The following is a 15,770-nucleotide window of genomic DNA, read 5'->3' as shown; positions in this document are numbered from 1 at the left end:
AGCAGCATCCCGAGCACACCGACCCACGCGACCCGCACGCCATGTCCCGTCGGCAATTGCTGCGGCACGGCGCCTGGTTCGGCGCGGCGGTCGGCTTGGCCGTGGTCGGCGGCGAAGTGATATCCCACGTCGCCGGCACCGCCGATACCGCGCCCGAGCGTCCGACGCTGCGATTCGCCCAACTCAGCGACAGTCACATCGGGTTCCAGGGCACCGCCAATACGAATGTGGCCGACACCTTCACCGAGGCGATCGGGCAGGTGAACCGCCTCGGCTACACCCCGGACTTCGTCATCCACACCGGCGACCTCACCCACCTCGCCACCCCGGAGCAGTTCGACCAGGTCCGGCAGATGATGACCGGGCTGTCCACGCCGCACGTCTTCACCGTGCCGGGCGAACACGATTCGACCGACGACGCCGGGCAGCGCTACCGGTCGGTGTTCGGCAACGGCACCCGCGGCGACGGCTGGTACGGCTTCGACATCGCCGGTGTGCACGTCATCGGGCTGGTGAACACCCTCAACCTGCAAAACCTCGGACACCTCGGTCCCGATCAGCTCGACTTCGTCCGCAAGGACGTCGCCGGCTTGTCCGACGACACTCCGATCATCGTGTTCAGCCATATCCCTTTGTTCGCCATGTACCCCCAATGGGGTTGGGGCACAGACGATGCCGCGCAGGCGCTGAGCTACCTGCGCCGCTTCTCCTCGGTCACCTGCCTCAACGGCCATGTGCACCAACTGTTCACGAAAACCGAAGGCAACATCACCTTCTACAGCGGAACCACCACCGCCTACCCGCTCCCCCACCCCGGCGACGGCCCGGCGCCCAAACCGGTCACCCTCCCCGCGGGCAAGCTGCACGACGCACTCGGTATCCGCGAGGTCACCTACCGAAAAGGCACCCAGCTCCTCGCGATCAAGGATCGGCCACTCGAATGATCGCGCGACCGACAACTTCCGGCCTGCTGCTGCGCACCGCACTCGGCGTCAGCCTGGTGGTCGGCGGCTACATGCACGCCGAGCTCTACTGCCGTGGCTACCGCTCGATCCCCTTCATCGGCCCGTCGTTCCTGATCCAGGCCGCCGCGTCGTTCGCACTGGCTATCGTCGTCCTTGCCGCCCCATGGCCCCTGCGCCTGGCCGCGGCCGCCCTCGCCCTCGGCTCACTGGCCGCCTTCGCCCTCTCCCGCACCACCGGCCTGTTCGGCTTCACCGAAATCGGCTGGACCCCAGCGCCACAGGCAGCGATCACCGTGCTCGCCGAATCCCTCACCGTCGTGCTGTGCGCCCTGTCGATGAGACACCGTCCGTGGCGCACCGAGAAGATGGCCTGAACCTTGCGCTTAATGACCATCAGGCCACTTTTCTCTGGGTGTCGGCGCCAGCAGGCTGGTCGCAGACGTACGCGTGACGCGTACCTGTGGGGAAGGGAGTTGTCGATGCGCGCGATCAGCCAAGAGGTGCTGGGCGGTCCGGAAGTTCTCACCGTGGTCGAGCTGGACCGGCCCGCGCTCGGACCCACCGACATCCTGGTTCGGGTCCATGCGGCGGGCGTCAACCCGACCGACTGGCTGCATCGCACGTCGGGGCTGTATCTGGGTGCGCCGCCATTCGTTCTCGGCTGGGACGTATCCGGTGTGGTGGAGGCCGTCGGGGTCGGTGTGACACTGCACAAGCCGGGCGACGAGGTCTTCGGCATGCTGGACTACCCGCGCGGCACCGGCGCCTACGCCGAGTACGTGGCCGCCCCGTCCCGGAACTTCGTCCGCAAACCCGCGAACATCGACCACGCACAGGCGGCGGCACTGCCGGTGGTCGCTCTCACCGCCTGGCAGGCCCTGGTCGACACCGCCGATGTGCGTCCCGGCCAGCGGGTGCTCATCCACGCCGCGGCCGGCGGCGTCGGCCATGTCGCCGTGCAGATCGCCAAGGCACGCGGCGCCTACGTGATCGGCACCGCGAGCGCGCCGAAACACGATTTCGTCCGCGGCCTCGGCGCCGACGAGGTAATCGACTATGCCCGCACCGATTTCGCCGATGCAGTGCACGACATCGACGTCGTCCTCGATGCCGTCGGCGGCGACTACGCCCAACGCTCGCTGCGCACCCTGCGCCCCGGCGGCATCCTCGTCGCCATCGTCTTCTCGAACAGGGAACAGACAACGGCCGCGGCCGAGGAGCACGGTGTCCGCCTGGAATACCAAACCGTCGAAGCCGATCACGCGGGCATGACCGCCATCGCCGCCCTCGTCGACGCGGGCCTCCTGCACGTCGAGGTCGCCGCCACCCTGCCACTCGAGCAGGCCGCCGACGCCCACCGCCACAGCGAAACCCGCCGGACTACAGGCAAACTCGTCCTCACCGTCTAGGTGGGTTTGGGGGCGAGCACTCGAGGCGCAGTTCTGGACGGGGTTGAAAAACCTAATTATCGTGTTGCGTCCTGGACGGGGTTGCTTTGCCTCCCGCTGTCAGGTGCATCATCTCGCCTCCCAGCCCACTTACCCTCTCCTGGTATCTCCTTCACCTGGGGTGATGTCCAGGGCCGGAAGGTATTTGCTGCACCGGTGGGTCCCGACGGGGCAGGTGCGCGCGTCAGTTGCGGCCATTCCTGGCGCGCGCCGCAACCACATCTGAGTGCACTCGGGCCCGGTTCGGTATCGAGCGTAGTCAGATGGTGGCCCTTGCCGGTGTATCGCACCACCATGTGACTACGCTCGGCGAGCTTCGGAGATCGAGCGCAGTCACATGGCCCCTGGTTACGGCGTGTCGTGGGGCCATTCGACTGCGCTCGACCAACTCCCCGCGCCGTACGGCCGTACTCCGGCGTGTCGCACCATCATCCGGATACGCTCGGCCCCGGTTCGATATCGAGCGTAGTCAGATGGTGGCCCTTGCGGTGTATCGCACCACCATGTGACTACGCTCGGCGGGTTTCGGAGTTCGAGCGCTGTCGAATGGCCCCCGGTTACGGCGTGTCGCCCGGCCATTCGACTGCGCTCGACGAACCCGGGCACCCCGTTGTCGTATGCGAGTCAGCTCCGAGGTTTCGCAACGCTTTTCGACACCGGCCCCGCTGCCTTTTCTCTTTTGATCTTTGAATCTCGAGAACGGCACCACAGCCAGACGACCCGGCTGGAAGCCCAGAACATGCACCCGAACTCGACTTCCAAGCCGGGAACGGCAGACGACGCGCCCCGCATTGCCTCGGGTAAACCCGTCAGCCGCAGTGCATCACCAAAACACCCAGCCGCGAGACGGGTAAGCCCCGCACGCTTACCGCAGCGAACTTGACCGACCAGAACCACTGAATACCCTAGAACCACAACCCATTACATGGATACGCGATCAGCAATCGCATTCGCCCGCATTTCTGATAGTGGTCGACTTCGGCTAATCGGCTCGTGTGCCTCCGACGACGAAGATCGGGATGGCGGTGAAGAGGCGGTCGGCCTCGGCTCTGGCGGTTTGCTCTTCGAGCCAGGGCCCGTCGCTGAGGGTGGCGAGCAAGGGAAGTACCGAGGCGTCGGTTCGGACGATCGTGTGGATCTCGACGGTGACGTCGGTGAATCCGTTGTCCAGCAATAGATTCCGGTACCGGCGGGCGACCCGCGGGCTCGGCACACGGTCCGCCCGAGCGTGGACGAGCGAGCGAACCAGTTCGGGATCGTCGGAATCGACAAGGAAGGCGTCCCAGTCCTGACCGGTGAGCACCGCGCGGCCCTTCGCGGCCAGCACACGGCGGGCCTCGGCGACGGCGAGCTCGGGCTCGGGGAGGGAGTGCAGGATCTTGTCGGCGCGATAGCCGGTCACCGAGCCGTCGCCGAGCGGCAGCGCGGTGGCGTCGGCGATGTGGAATTCGCCCGCGGACCAGCGTTCGGCGGCGACCGCGATCATCTCGGCGTCCAGATCGAAGCCGATCGCGCGCACCCCCCGGGCCGCGAGCTCACCGACGGCGCGCCCACTACCGCAGCCGATGTCGGCCACGGTGTCGCCGAGCCCTTCGTAGGTGCGTTCCCGCACGTACTTGGCCTGAGGGAGATCGTCGAAGGTGTCGAGGAGACTGAGCAGAGTAGACATGTCCGCCAGTGTGCGACTTAATGTCGACATGAAGTCAATCGGCGAGGTGGCGGCTCGCTTCGGATTGCCGACACACGTGCTCCGGCATTGGGAGTCGGAGGGCCTGCTGACACCGGCCCGCGTGGGCGACCGCCGCCGCTATTCCGACGAGGACCTGCATCGGGTGGCGCTGATCCTCCTCTCCAAGGAGGCGGGCTTCGGACTCGCGGACATCAGGACCATGCTGGCCGCCCGCACCGCACCGGCCCGCAACGAGGTGGTGGCCCGCCACCGCGAGAAACTGCGGGTGCGGATCGCCAAGGCGCAGGCCGCGCTCGACCTGCTCGCCGGCGATTGCACACACGACGACATCACGACCTGTCCGCACTTCCAAGGGCTGCTGGCCGACCGGTTATGATGTGCCCCAGATCAATTGGGGAGGCTCGGTATGAGCACTCGGCTCAGCGGGCTCGCCCTTCGGGTGGTGCGGCTCGGCCTGCGGATGCCCATGCAGGTGCTGTGGCGCCTGGACGGACCCGTCGACCACGAGGCGCTTGCCACGATGCATCGCAATCTCCTTGCGGGACCGCTCAATCGGCGGGTGCGGTTCGCCAGGGTTCCGTTCGCCAGACCGGTCTGGTCGCCGTCCGCCGAGGCGAATCCGGTCCGGATCTCCGGGCACACCGTGCGGGCGGCCGAGGTGCTGGATTGGGCGGATGCGGCGGCCGCCGCCGATCTCGATGTCGCGCGCGGCCTCGGCTGGGAACTGACCGCCACGGCGGTCGACGACGGCACCTCGATCGTGTCGCTGGTCTGCTCGCATGCCCTCACCGACGGCCAGGGACTGCTGGCGATCCTGACCCTCGCCGCACGTGACGAGCACCGGGCGGAACCAGCCGCGGCGGATCGTCCCTCGCTCATCGCCGACGCGAATGACGCACTGCGCGGCGGGATTCGGGAGCACACGCGGTTGGCGGTCTTGCGCGCCACGGCGGGCGGAACGACGCGCAGTCCGGTGGCGATCGTTCGCAACACAGTGCGGTCGACGCGCACACGCCGCGCGCCGGATCAGTGGCGCTCCACGGTCGCCGTACAGGTCGATACCGCGACGATCGAACGGATCGCAACCGAAAACGCGGGCACGGCAACGGGATTGACGCTCGCCATCCTGGCCAACGTGGCCCGGCGCGCCCGCGGCGAGATCGCGGCCGCCGATCCACTGGCCGTGGCCGTGCCGGTCAGCCTGCGCGCACCGGACGATCCGGAATCGTCGAACGCGATGGCCATCGCGACAGTCGCGCTCAACGCGCAAGACGGCAGATACACCGACCTCACGGCAGTCAGGCAGTGCTGCAAAGCCGCGTATTCCGGTGTGGCGGCCGGTGATACGGCGCTGGGGCATACGGATGCGGGATTCTCCAGCGTCGGTGTGTTCCCCGCCGAAGCGCGCACCGCCTTCGGCCCCGCGCTCGGCGTGATCGGCCGGGCGATATCCAATTCGGGACTGCGGCGCGGTCACGTCTTCGTCTTCGCGACCTGGGGTGACGGCACGACGTCGCTGTGGTTCCAGGCCACGGGCATTCACCTGGACCGCACCATGGTCGGCGACGAGTTCGACGCCTGGGGCATCGACGTATCGCACTGGTGGTGATGGACAATGTCGTGGTGAAGCTCCACGATCTCGTGATTCCCGACAGCGCCGCATGCCGCGCCGCCACCGAGGTGGCGACGGCCTACTGCACGCCCGCCCTGCTGAACCATTCGATCCGGTCGTATCTGTGGGCGGCCGGACATGCGGAGCTCAGCGGCATCGAGTTCGACGCCGAGTTGCTGTATGTGGCCGCGCTGCTGCACGATCTCGGCTTGGTCGAAGAGTTCGACAACACCGGCTTGTCCTTCGAAGTCGCGGGCGGCCACCTGGCCTGGGTCTTCGGCGCGGCCGCCGGGTGGCGCGTCGAGCGGCGGGTGCGGGTCTCCGAGGTGATCGTCCGCCACATGGCCGACGCGGTCGACGTGACCGCCGACCCCGAGGGTCATCTGCTGGAATACGGGACATCGGTGGACATCTCGGGCCGGGGCTGTGACACGCTCCCCGACGAATTCCGCCGCGGCGTCCTCGAACGCCATCCCCGCGCGGGCCTGCCCACCGAGTTCCTCGGCTGCTTCCAGGCCCAGGCCGAGCGGAAGCCGGACAGCTCCCCCGCCGCGGCACTGCGCAGCGGAATAGCCGACCGCATCGGCGCGAACCCGCTCGACCGCCCGTAATACCGAGTTCCGGCCGCTCACCCCGATGGGTGAACGGCCGGAGAGTATTACTTCACGTACCCCTTGGGCAGCGGCATCCCCTTGTCGCGCATCACCTCTCGCGCACGGTTGGGGTAGTCGGTGATGATGCCGTCCACGCCCTGGTCGAGGACGAGCGCGATGGTCTCCTTGTCGTTGACCGTCCACGGGATCACCCGCAGGCCGAGCTCGTGCGCCTTCTTCACGTACTCCGTGGAGGTGGTGAGGGTGAAGCCCTTGTCACCGACCTTGGCGTTGCTGTCCCACGGGTTCACGTAGCTCGGCGAGGAGATGTCCGCGCCGAGCGCCTTGATCGCGCCGAGCGGGTCACCGGCGTGGTCCTCGTACTTGATCGGGCTCAGCCACACGCTGCCCGCCTTGAACGTCGAATCGTCGTAGAGCGCGACCGTCGGGATCGCCGGGTTCTTCGCCTTCACCAGCGGCAGGCTGCGCCAGTCGAAGCTCTGGATCTCCACCTTGCCGGTGGCGCCCGCGGCGTCGATCGCGCCGAGGATGACGTCGACGAACTCCTCGGGGGTCGCCGACTGCTCCGGCTTCTGCGCCTCGATCTTGGTCTCGATGTTGTAGCGCAGGCCCTCGAACGCGCCGGGGTAGGTCTTCACCAGATCGAACAGCTCGGGCAGGCGCGCGATCTTGTTGCCCGGAAGTTCTTGCGCCTCGGTGAAATTCGCCAACTTCCTACCGCAGTCGAGCGTGCGGACCTGATCGTAGGTGAGGTCGTGCACCACCTTGCCGACGTACGGGTACTGCGGATCGTCCGGGAACGCGGCGGCGGTGTCGGTGCACTTCTCGGCCTGGATCACCGGGTCGTGCCAGATCACCGGGACCTTGTCCTTGGTAAGCACGATATCGAGTTCCAGCGTGCTGACGCCGAGCTCGATGGCCTTGGCGAAGCCGGGCAGCGACTCCTCGATGGTCATGCCGCGGCCACCGCGGTGCGCCTGCAGATCGAACGGCCGGTTCTTGTCGGCCTGCGCCGAGCTGCTGCTCGATGCCCCCTTGCTGTCGTCCGAGGTCTTGTCGCACGCGGTCAGCCCGACTGCGGCAACCGCGACACCGAGGACGGCGATGGTTCGCCGCACGGTCGTTGCTCTGGATAGGAAGGAAGTCATGGCCGGTATGCTAACCACGAATTTGATCTTGCAGGCAATTCCCAGCTAACGTGCGTGCCGGCCCTCGGCGAGGAGGGCCTATGAGTGCTGGAGGCCGAACATGCTGAGCATCCTCGCGCCCGCGCCCCACCGGGAGCGGTTGCCCGAGCGAGATATCGATCCGTTGTACAAGCGGCTGCGATGGCAGATCTTCATCGGCATCTTCTTCGGTTACGCGGCCTACTACCTGGTCCGCAAGAACTTCACGCTGGCCATCCCCTACCTCACCGACGGCGAGCACGGCGATTACACCAAAGGCCAGATGGGCCTGGTGCTTTCGGCCATCTCACTGGCCTACGGCGTCTCCAAGTTCGTCATGGGGCTGATCTCCGACCGCGCCAACCCGCGCGTGTTCCTGCCGTTGGGCCTGGTGCTGTCGGCCTCGGTCATGCTCTTCATGGGCTTCGTGGACTGGTCGACCTCGAGCGTGCTCGTCATGTTCGTACTGCTGTTCGTCTGTGGCTGGTTCCAGGGCATGGGCTGGCCGCCCTCGGGCCGCACCATGGTGCACTGGTGGTCACAGAAGGAGCGCGGGCAGGTCGTCTCGGTATGGAACACCGCGCACAATGTCGGCGGTGGCCTGCCGCCGCTGCTGTTCCTGCTCGGCATGGCCTGGTTCCACGACTGGCGCTCGGCGTTCTACATGCCCGCGATCCTGGCGATCATCGTGGCGATCTTCGCCTATGTCCTCATGCGGGATACACCGCAGTCGGTGGGCCTGCCGCCGATCGAGGAGTACAAGAACGACTACCCGAAGGACTACTCGGCCAAGGACGAGGTGGAGCTCACCGCGAAGGAGATCTTCACCAAGTACATCCTGCCGAACAAGCTGCTCTGGTACATCGCGCTGGCGAATGTGTTCGTGTACCTGCTGCGCTACGGCGTGCTCGACTGGTCGCCGACCTACCTCAAAGAGGTCAAGCACTTCACCCTCGACAAGTCGTCGTGGGCCTACTTCCTCTACGAGTACGCGGGCATTCCCGGCACGCTGCTCGCGGGCTGGCTGTCGGACAAGGTGTTTCGCGGTAACCGCGGCGCCACCGGCGTGCTGTTCATGGGCCTGGTGACCGTGGCGACCCTGGTGTTCTGGATGGCGCCCGCCTCGATGCCCGGCGTCAGCATGGCCTGCATGATCGTCATCGGCTTCCTGATCTACGGCCCGGTCATGCTGATCGGCCTGCACGCGCTGGAACTGGTGTCGAAGAAGGCCGCCGGTTCCGCCGCGGGCTTCACCGGCCTGTTCGGCTACCTCGGCGGCTCGGTCGCGGCCAGCGCGGTCATCGGCTACACCGTCGACCACCTCGGCTGGAACGGCGGCTTCACCATCCTCATCGGCGGCGGTGTCGCCGCGATGCTGCTGCTGATCCTCACCATGGTCAGCGAGAAGAAGCACAAGGAGCGGCTCGACCTGGTCGACGCCTAGTCACGGCTGCCGGAGCCGGCGCGTATTGGCGAGGATCGCCTCGCTGAGCGCCTGCTCCGGCCCCGACGACACGGCGTGCCGATGGATGAGCACGAACTCGAGGTCGCCGAGTTCGGGCAGGTTCGGGTCGTCGATCGGGAAAAGCCCCGTGGGAAGCAGTGTTTCGACATGGACGGCGATGCCGAGTCCGGCGAGCACGGCGGCGCGCAGACCTAGTTGACTATCGCTGACGCAGGCGACGCGCGAGGCGCGGCCTGCCCGCTCGAGTGTCTCCAGCCCGACCCGGCGGGTCAGGCTCGGCTCGGGGTATACGACCAGCGGTACCGGGTCGGTCGGCGGCGTGGCCTCCGGCCTGCCTGCCCAGACCAGGCGGTCACGGAAGAGGAATTCGCCCTCCTCCTTACCCGGCAAGCGTTTTCCGAAGACCAGATCCAGTTCGCCCGCCGCCATCCTCGATTTCAGGTTGTCGCTGAGCCCGACGGTCAGCTGTAGGTCGACGCCGGGATGGCTGCGGCGGAAGTCGAGCAGGATATCGGGCAGCTGGGTCGCGACGAGGTCATCGGATGCGCCGAGCCGGACCAGGCCGGTCAGCGTCGACTGCGAGAAGTACTGCTCCGCCGCATGTTGCGCCTCCAGGATCGACCGCGCGAACCCGACCATCGCCGCACCGTCCGCGGTCAGCGCGAGATTGCGGGTATCGCGCCGGAACAACTCCCGCCCGGCGGCCTTCTCCAACCGTGCGACGTGGCCACTGACGGTGGACTGCCGCAGCCCGAGAATCCGCCCGGCCGCGGTGAACCCACCGGCCCGCTCTACGGCGAGGAATGTCCTGAGCAACTCGGGTTCGAACACCCGATCAATCTATCGTGTCGAGCGTTCACGACTACCGGATAGATCGCGCTCCGTGATCGGCGGCGGTATCGGGCCAGCCCTTGTCGCTGATCTGTAGCGTCCAGCCCTCGGGTGGTTGGGTGAAGTCCATCCACCGGTCGTGGCCCAGCCACAGCGACCACATCTCCTCGTCCGGGAAATCACCCAACCGGACATGCAATGTTTGCCGTGGTGTCCGCCCGATCATCCAGCTGCTGTCGTCGGCGTCCTCGGTGAACACCACGATCGCGCCGAGCGCTTCTTCGAGATCGGTGATCTCGCTGGAACGATTGACCATGTACGTGCCCCCTCTCAGTCCTCGAAATTCACGCTACGCACAACCTTGTCGATCAGGCTGCCATACCGCGACCGGTCCGCCTCCGCGGTAGTACCGGTGGCCTGCAACAGATAACCGACATTGGCGCGCTGATACACCGCGTACTGGGTCACCGTGTACAGCGACTGCTCACCGGACTGATACAGCCCCGCCTGAACCGACCAGCCCGAGTGCCGATTCGCCGCGGGCCACACCTGCGCCTGCTCCTCACGCCATCCCGGCAACCGGCGCGCGTCGACGAAGGCGTGCTCGACCAGATCCGCCAAATCCACACCATTGTTCACGATGACCCGCGTCAACACGACAACGACATTGCTCCGGAACCCGCTCTGCTCCGCCGATTTCAACCCGTACACCCGCAGATATCCCGAACTCTCACCCGAAAGCTCTTCCCACGCATCGGGATCGAGCTCGATCACGACCGCGCCGGGGATCGAGCGCGGGTTGGTCACCCGATGGCTGCTGATCGCGACCGACCCGAGCGCCTCATAGATCGTGCCAATGCTCAAGAGAACCACCCACCGATCGTCTTACCCACCGAACTGCCCGCGATACCACCGACGACACCACCGACCACGCCACCCACACCGGCACCGATAGGCCCACCGAACGCACCGATAGTAGCGCCGACCTCCGCGCCAGCCACCATACCGCCCACCGCGCCCACACCCTTACCGACCGCCTCGGGCACCGTCTCGTTACCCGCCTTCACCTGGTTATAGCCGTCATACACCTCATAAGCCGCCGCCAACGGAATCGCCGCCTTACCCGCGATCCGCAAGGCCTTACTCCCCGCACCCTCGGCCACGGCTGCCGGTTCGACACCGCCCATACGGGCGCGGACCTCCTTCGGATCGGGGAGCTGCGGATTCTTCGAATCGACACCGAGCGCCTCGTTCACCGAGGCACGGCCCTTGGTCGAGGTATCGATGATGTCCTGCAGCGCCTGTTCCCGAGTCAAACCCTTCCTGGTCATCTTGTCCCGAACCGCCTCCTCGAACGATCCATAGTTCTTCTCGTTCTCGGCGAGGTATTGCGCCCCCGGCCTATTCGACATCAGGTCGCGAGCCCGTGCCCGTACCTCGTTGCGCAGCTGCTGGGCGATCTTCGATCGTTCTTCGAGCGGAACCCCGGCCCGCTCCAATTGCTTGTTCAATTCGTCGATCTTCAACTTGCCCAGGGCATCCCAATTCCGCGCCTCGACGTCGGACAGCGAGAACTCCGGATATTCCGGCAGGCCGAGCGATTTGAGGCCGTAGACGGCGGCGTAGGTCGGATCGTGGTTCTGCTTGGCCAGCTCCTCCGGACTCGTCTCGCCGTCGGCGCCCTTGATCGCCGCGGCCAGATCGGTGTCCACCATCTGGGCGTTGATCAGCAACTGGTTGACATCGAGCTGTAGCGCCTTGCGTTTCCCCTCGAACACCGCGAGCTGTTCGGAGGTGTAGGGGCCCTGGATGGTTCGGACGACCGTGCCGTCGCCGTTGATACGGAACCCATCCTTGCTCGCCTCGCCGCGCAGACCGGTCAACTTCGATTTGATCGTGGAGACCTCGTCGGCCGCGGTTTTGGCCGCCTTCGCGATGGCCGCGACATGCGTTCCGTGCGAATCGAAGTCGACGCGAGTCTTGCCGATCGACCGCTTCGCAGCCGCCGAGGCCTCACCATCCCAGCTCTCGAACGCCTGCAGGCTACCGAGATTCGTCGACCGGTCATCACAGTGCTCGGCATGCGACGAGCACACCTGAAACACCTTCTCGATGTCGGCGACATTCCATCTATCGATGTCGTCGATGTCGATCATAGGTCGAGCAACCCCCGACCCGGTGAGTGAATACAGCCCCTCATCGAATACCCCCGTATTCGTATCGGATTCGAGCCACCAATTGATCACACGCTAACCTCGACGGAAACCGGAGTCAATACCGGAAAACAGGGACCCGTGTACCGAATCATCCAGCGGGGCAACAGATACCGGTGCCAGTAACAGGATCGGGTAACGCTGCCGAACAGGTCCGACAGCGATCCGTTCGCAAATTTCGCCGGTTGCGGAATGGCACTGACATCCCGGCCATTACGAGTGATACTCGAATGAGGAGCAGGCTCGGCGCTCCGCGCAAGAACACAGGGGGAAATAATGTCGAAACGAGGCTGGCTGGTCGTTGCCGCGATAACGGCCGCAGCGCTGGCAGGAGGGTGCGGGACTGCGCAGGACCAGTCTCGCTCTACGACAACGACAACGACAACGACAACGACGACCACGGAATCGGCGCCGCGGTTCCCCGTGACCCACATCCCCGCGCCGCCACCGCCTCCCCTGGTGAACCGCCGCGCCGATAACGGCGAGATCGTGCAACAGGACGGCCTTGTGGGTCCGGGCGAGCTGCACATCATCAACGACAACACCAGGGACTACGCCGTGGTGGTGACCAACGGCGACCCGAAGGCACCGCAGGCGACGATCTACGTGCACGGCAGATCCGAAGCCACGCTCAGCGGAATCGCAGGCACCTACTTCGTCTACCTGAAGTCCGGCATCGACTGGGATCAAGCCACCCTCGGCTTCACCCGCGACCGCACATTCCAGAAGTTCAACGATCCATTCGACGAAGAGTCCAACTGGGAGATCCAGCTGAAACCGTCACCCACCGGCAACGCCAGAACCAGCGACGTCCCCCCGTTCTGACGGGTCGGGCGCGGGCTCGGCGGGGCGTAGGTGGTCGGTGGCGATCCGCTCGCCGAGGCGTTCCAGGAGCCCCGGTGCATCGGTGTGGCAGCGGACGAGGTCGGGGTCCAGGTCGGTGAGGGGATAGGCGGCGGCGATGCCCGCGGTGCGTAATTCGGTGTGGGACAGCAGGTTTTGGCCGCATACCGCGACGACCGGGATACCGGCGGTGTGGGCGGCCGTGACGATGCCGGTGACGGTTTTGCCGTGCAGGGTTTGGTCGTCCAGTGCGCCTTCGCCGGTGATGACCAGGTCAGCGTCCGCGAGATGGTCGGCGAATCCGATCAGGTCGAGTACCAGGTCGATGCCTGGGCGCTGGTGAGCGGCGAGGACGGCGAGTACCGCAAAGCCGGCACCGCCCGCAGCACCGGCGCCGGGGGCGTCGCGCACGTCGGTGCCGGTGGCCTCGGCGAGGAGATCGGCCCAGTGGGTGAGGGCCGCGTCGAGCACCGCCACTTGGGTTGCGTCAGCACCCTTTTGCGGGCCGTACACCACTGCCGCGCCGCGTCGGCCGGTGAGTGGGTTGTCCACGTCGTTGGCCAGGGTGATCTCGATACCGGACATTCGCTGTCGCAGTGCGGTCAGGTCGATGGTTGCCAGCTGCCGAAGTGCGTTGCCGCCGGGGCTTATCGGCGCTCCGGCGACGTCGAGCAGGTCGGCGCCCAGCGCTTGCAGCAGGCCCGCGCCGCCGTCGGTGCCCGCGCTGCCGCCGATGCCGAGGACGATCTGCCAACAGCCCGCGTCGACCGCGGCGGCGATCACCTCGCCGGTGCCTCGGCTGGTTGCGACCATCGGATCGAGGCGACCTCCTGGCAGTCGGGTCAGTCCGGAGACGTCGGCGAGTTCCACCACCGCGAGGTCACCGCGTCGCGCGTATCTGGTGGCCACCGGCGCACCTGTCGGTCCCGACGCGATCACCGGGAATGCCTCGAACCCGGCGGCCAGCGCGGCGACGACGGTGCCGTCACCGCCGTCGGCCACCGGGACGACCGAGACCGAGGCGGCCGGTAGTACGCGGTGAATACCTGCGCCGACAGCGGCACCGACCTCGGCCGCGGTCAGCGTTCCCTTGAACTTGTCGGACGCGATCAGCACCCGCGGTGTCGTGCGGTCAGTCGTCGTGCGGTCAGTCACGGAATACCGTTGCGGTCGGGGCATCCTCGGGACCGGTGGCCAGCTCTTCGAACTCGACGATGCTGTCGATCTCGAGTCCCATCGACACGTTCGTCACGCGTTCGAGGATCACCTCGACGACGACGGGCACCCGATAATCGGCCATGAGCTTCTTCGCGTCTTCCAGCGCGGGGCCGATCCACTGCGGATCGAAGACGCGAATCGCTTTGCAGCCCAGGCCTTCCGCCACCTTCAGGTGGTCCACACCGTAGCCGCCGACCTCGGGGCTGTTGATGTTGTCGAAGTCGAGCCGCACGTAATAGTCCATGCTGAACTGCCGTTGCGCCTGGCGGATCAGGCCGAGGTACGAGTTGTTCACCAGCACATGGATATACGGGATGTTGAACTGTGCGCCGACGGCCAATTCCTCGATGAGGAACTGGAAGTCGTAGTCACCGGACAGCGCGACGACCGTGGCATCCGGATCGGCGGTCGCCACCCCGAGCGCCGCGGGTAACGTCCAGCCCAACGGTCCGGCCTGCCCGGCATTGATCCAGTGCCGGGGCCGATACACATGCAGCAGCTGGGCGGCCTGGATCTGCGAAAGTCCGATGGTGCTGACGTAACGGACATCCGGGCCGAAGGCCCGGTTCATCTCCTCGTACACCCGCTGCGGCTTGATCGGCACATTGTCGAAGTGAGTCTTGCGCTGCCCCTGCTGCTTTCGTGCCCGGCACTGCGAAGCCCAAGCGGTTCGATCGGGCAGTTCGCCCTCGACGGCCCGATCGCGCGCCGCCGCCAGGAATACCGTCAGTGCCGCACCCGCGTCGGAGGTGATGCCGAAGTCCGGTGCGAACACCCGGCCGATCTGCGTCGGCTCGATATCCACATGCACGAAAGTACGGTCCTTCGTATATGTTTCGACGCCACCGGTATGCCGATTGGCCCATCGGTTGCCGATACCGAGCACGAAGTCCGACGCAAGCAGACTTTCGTTGCCGTACCGATGCGAGGTCTGCAACCCCACCATCCCCGCATGCAGCGGATGATCATCGGGAATGGTGCCCCACCCCATCAGGGTCGGCACCACCGGAACGCCGGTCAGCTCCGCGAATTCGACGAGCAGTGCCGCCGCATCGGCGTTGACGACGCCGCCACCGGCCACGATCAACGGCCGCTCGGCGGTGTACAACATGTCGAGCGCCTTCTCGGCCTGGGCACGCGAGGCGGCCGGGCGATGCACTTCCAGCGGCTCGTAGGTGTCGATATCGAACTCGATCTCCGCGAGCTGCACATCAATCGGCAGATCGATCAACACCGGACCCGGACGACCCTCACGCATCAACCGGAACGCCTTCTGGAACGTCCCCGGCACCTGAGCAGGCTCCAACACCGTCACCGCCCACTTACTCACCGGTGCCGCGATCGAAGCGATATCGACCGCCTGGAAATCCTCCTTGTGCAACTTCGACACCGGCGCCTGACCGGTGATGCACAGAATCGGGATGGAATCCGCACTCGCCGAATACAACCCGGTAATCATGTCCGTACCCGCAGGACCCGAAGTGCCGATGCAGACACCGATATTCCCCGCCGCCGCACGGGTGAACCCCTCGGCCATATGCGAAGCAGCCTCCACATGACGAGCCAGCACATGCCTGATCCCACCATGCGCCTTCATCGCACTGTAGAACGGATTGATCGCAGCACCAGGCAAACCGAAAGCCTGAGTCGCGCCTTCTTTTTCCAGGATCAGCACGGCGGCATCGACCGCCCGCATCCGAGCCAT

General features: G+C 66.1%; 16 protein-coding genes. 8 read left to right on the top strand and 8 right to left on the bottom strand.

Going from position 1 to position 15,770, the window contains the following annotated elements; genetic code table 11:
* The first annotated feature begins 41 nt into the window (after positions 1 to 41).
* The 3 genes from ACIG5A_RS03335 to ACIG5A_RS03325 all read left to right on the top strand — a co-directional run bounded on the left by ACIG5A_RS03335 (position 42) and on the right by ACIG5A_RS03325 (position 2,374).
* Positions 42 to 944 (top strand): metallophosphoesterase family protein, encoded by a 903-nt coding sequence (locus ACIG5A_RS03335; protein ID WP_397238791.1) that lies wholly within the window; start codon positions 42 to 44, stop codon positions 942 to 944.
* A complete protein-coding gene (locus ACIG5A_RS03330) occupies positions 941 to 1,339 on the top strand; it encodes a hypothetical protein (protein ID WP_397237189.1) in 399 nt (132 codons plus the stop codon). Before ACIG5A_RS03335 ends, ACIG5A_RS03330 begins: the two co-directional genes overlap by 4 nt.
* A gap of 105 nt (positions 1,340 to 1,444) precedes the next feature.
* Positions 1,445 to 2,374 carry an NADP-dependent oxidoreductase gene (locus ACIG5A_RS03325; protein ID WP_397237187.1) on the top strand — a complete coding sequence of 310 codons (930 nt, stop codon included), beginning with the start codon at positions 1,445 to 1,447 and terminating at the stop codon, positions 2,372 to 2,374.
* Between the two features lie 1,021 nt (positions 2,375 to 3,395).
* Here the strand turns inward: ACIG5A_RS03325 and ACIG5A_RS03320 are convergent.
* A complete protein-coding gene (locus ACIG5A_RS03320; RefSeq protein ID WP_397237185.1) occupies positions 3,396 to 4,082 on the bottom strand; it encodes a methyltransferase domain-containing protein in 687 nt (228 codons plus the stop codon).
* On the opposite strand from ACIG5A_RS03320, the gene ACIG5A_RS03315 reads away from it, so the two are divergent.
* Genes ACIG5A_RS03315 through ACIG5A_RS03305 form a run of 3 tightly spaced genes read left to right on the top strand, consistent with a single transcriptional unit; the run spans position 4,081 to position 6,326 of the window.
* Positions 4,081 to 4,479 carry a MerR family transcriptional regulator gene (locus ACIG5A_RS03315; protein ID WP_397237183.1) on the top strand — a complete coding sequence of 133 codons (399 nt, stop codon included), beginning with the start codon at positions 4,081 to 4,083 and terminating at the stop codon, positions 4,477 to 4,479. The two genes, ACIG5A_RS03320 and ACIG5A_RS03315, sit on opposite strands and share 2 nt — an antisense overlap.
* A 30-nt stretch (positions 4,480 to 4,509) precedes the next feature.
* Positions 4,510 to 5,712, top strand: a complete 1,203-nt coding sequence (locus tag ACIG5A_RS03310) for a hypothetical protein (protein ID WP_397237181.1) — start codon at positions 4,510 to 4,512, stop codon at positions 5,710 to 5,712.
* Positions 5,713 to 5,726: 14 nt separating this feature from the next.
* Complete coding sequence (locus ACIG5A_RS03305) at positions 5,727 to 6,326, top strand: HD domain-containing protein (RefSeq protein WP_397237179.1); 600 nt, start codon at positions 5,727 to 5,729, stop codon at positions 6,324 to 6,326.
* A 47-nt stretch (positions 6,327 to 6,373) separates the two neighbouring features.
* Here ACIG5A_RS03305 and ACIG5A_RS03300 read toward each other — a convergent pair whose 3' ends face one another.
* Positions 6,374 to 7,477 (bottom strand): glycerophosphodiester phosphodiesterase, encoded by a 1,104-nt coding sequence (locus ACIG5A_RS03300; RefSeq protein WP_397237177.1) that lies wholly within the window; start codon positions 7,475 to 7,477, stop codon positions 6,374 to 6,376.
* Positions 7,478 to 7,577: 100 nt separating this feature from the next.
* On the opposite strand from ACIG5A_RS03300, the gene glpT reads away from it, so the two are divergent.
* Positions 7,578 to 8,939: a glycerol-3-phosphate transporter gene (glpT, locus tag ACIG5A_RS03295; protein ID WP_397237175.1), complete on the top strand. Its 1,362-nt coding sequence runs from the start codon at positions 7,578 to 7,580 to the stop codon at positions 8,937 to 8,939.
* Here the strand turns inward: glpT and ACIG5A_RS03290 are convergent, their stop codons facing one another.
* The 4 genes from ACIG5A_RS03290 to ACIG5A_RS03275 are packed head-to-tail and all read right to left on the bottom strand — an operon-like array spanning position 8,940 to position 11,947.
* On the bottom strand, positions 8,940 to 9,791 hold the full coding sequence (locus ACIG5A_RS03290) for a LysR family transcriptional regulator (protein ID WP_397237173.1): 852 nt from the start codon (positions 9,789 to 9,791) through the stop codon (positions 8,940 to 8,942).
* A gap of 31 nt (positions 9,792 to 9,822) precedes the next feature.
* On the bottom strand, positions 9,823 to 10,107 hold the full coding sequence (locus ACIG5A_RS03285; RefSeq protein WP_397237171.1) for a hypothetical protein: 285 nt from the start codon (positions 10,105 to 10,107) through the stop codon (positions 9,823 to 9,825).
* Positions 10,108 to 10,121: 14 nt separating this feature from the next.
* Positions 10,122 to 10,655 (bottom strand): LpqN/LpqT family lipoprotein, encoded by a 534-nt coding sequence (locus tag ACIG5A_RS03280; RefSeq protein ID WP_397237169.1) that lies wholly within the window; start codon positions 10,653 to 10,655, stop codon positions 10,122 to 10,124.
* Positions 10,652 to 11,947 carry a phage head morphogenesis protein gene (locus ACIG5A_RS03275; RefSeq protein ID WP_397237167.1) on the bottom strand — a complete coding sequence of 432 codons (1,296 nt, stop codon included), beginning with the start codon at positions 11,945 to 11,947 and terminating at the stop codon, positions 10,652 to 10,654. The genes ACIG5A_RS03280 and ACIG5A_RS03275 overlap by 4 nt, the downstream gene beginning before the upstream one ends.
* Before the next feature lie 480 nt (positions 11,948 to 12,427).
* Here ACIG5A_RS03275 and ACIG5A_RS03270 point away from each other — a divergent pair, with 480 nt between their 5' ends.
* Positions 12,428 to 12,829: a hypothetical protein gene (locus ACIG5A_RS03270; RefSeq protein ID WP_397237165.1), complete on the top strand. Its 402-nt coding sequence runs from the start codon at positions 12,428 to 12,430 to the stop codon at positions 12,827 to 12,829.
* Here ACIG5A_RS03270 and ACIG5A_RS03265 read toward each other — a convergent pair.
* Together ACIG5A_RS03265 and gcl are read right to left on the bottom strand one after the other, a co-directional pair.
* Positions 12,785 to 14,026, bottom strand: coding sequence for a glycerate kinase (locus ACIG5A_RS03265; protein ID WP_397237163.1), 1,242 nt, complete (start codon positions 14,024 to 14,026; stop codon positions 12,785 to 12,787). The two genes, ACIG5A_RS03270 and ACIG5A_RS03265, sit on opposite strands and share 45 nt — an antisense overlap.
* Positions 13,995 to 15,770, bottom strand: a complete 1,776-nt coding sequence (gene gcl / locus ACIG5A_RS03260; RefSeq protein WP_397237161.1) for a glyoxylate carboligase — start codon at positions 15,768 to 15,770, stop codon at positions 13,995 to 13,997. Before gcl ends, ACIG5A_RS03265 begins: the two co-directional genes overlap by 32 nt.

The organism is Nocardia sp. NPDC052566, assembly GCF_044547285.1.
Taxonomy (GTDB): Bacteria; Actinomycetota; Actinomycetes; order Mycobacteriales; family Mycobacteriaceae; genus Nocardia.
This window is presented reverse-complemented; position numbering and strand designations above follow the sequence as displayed.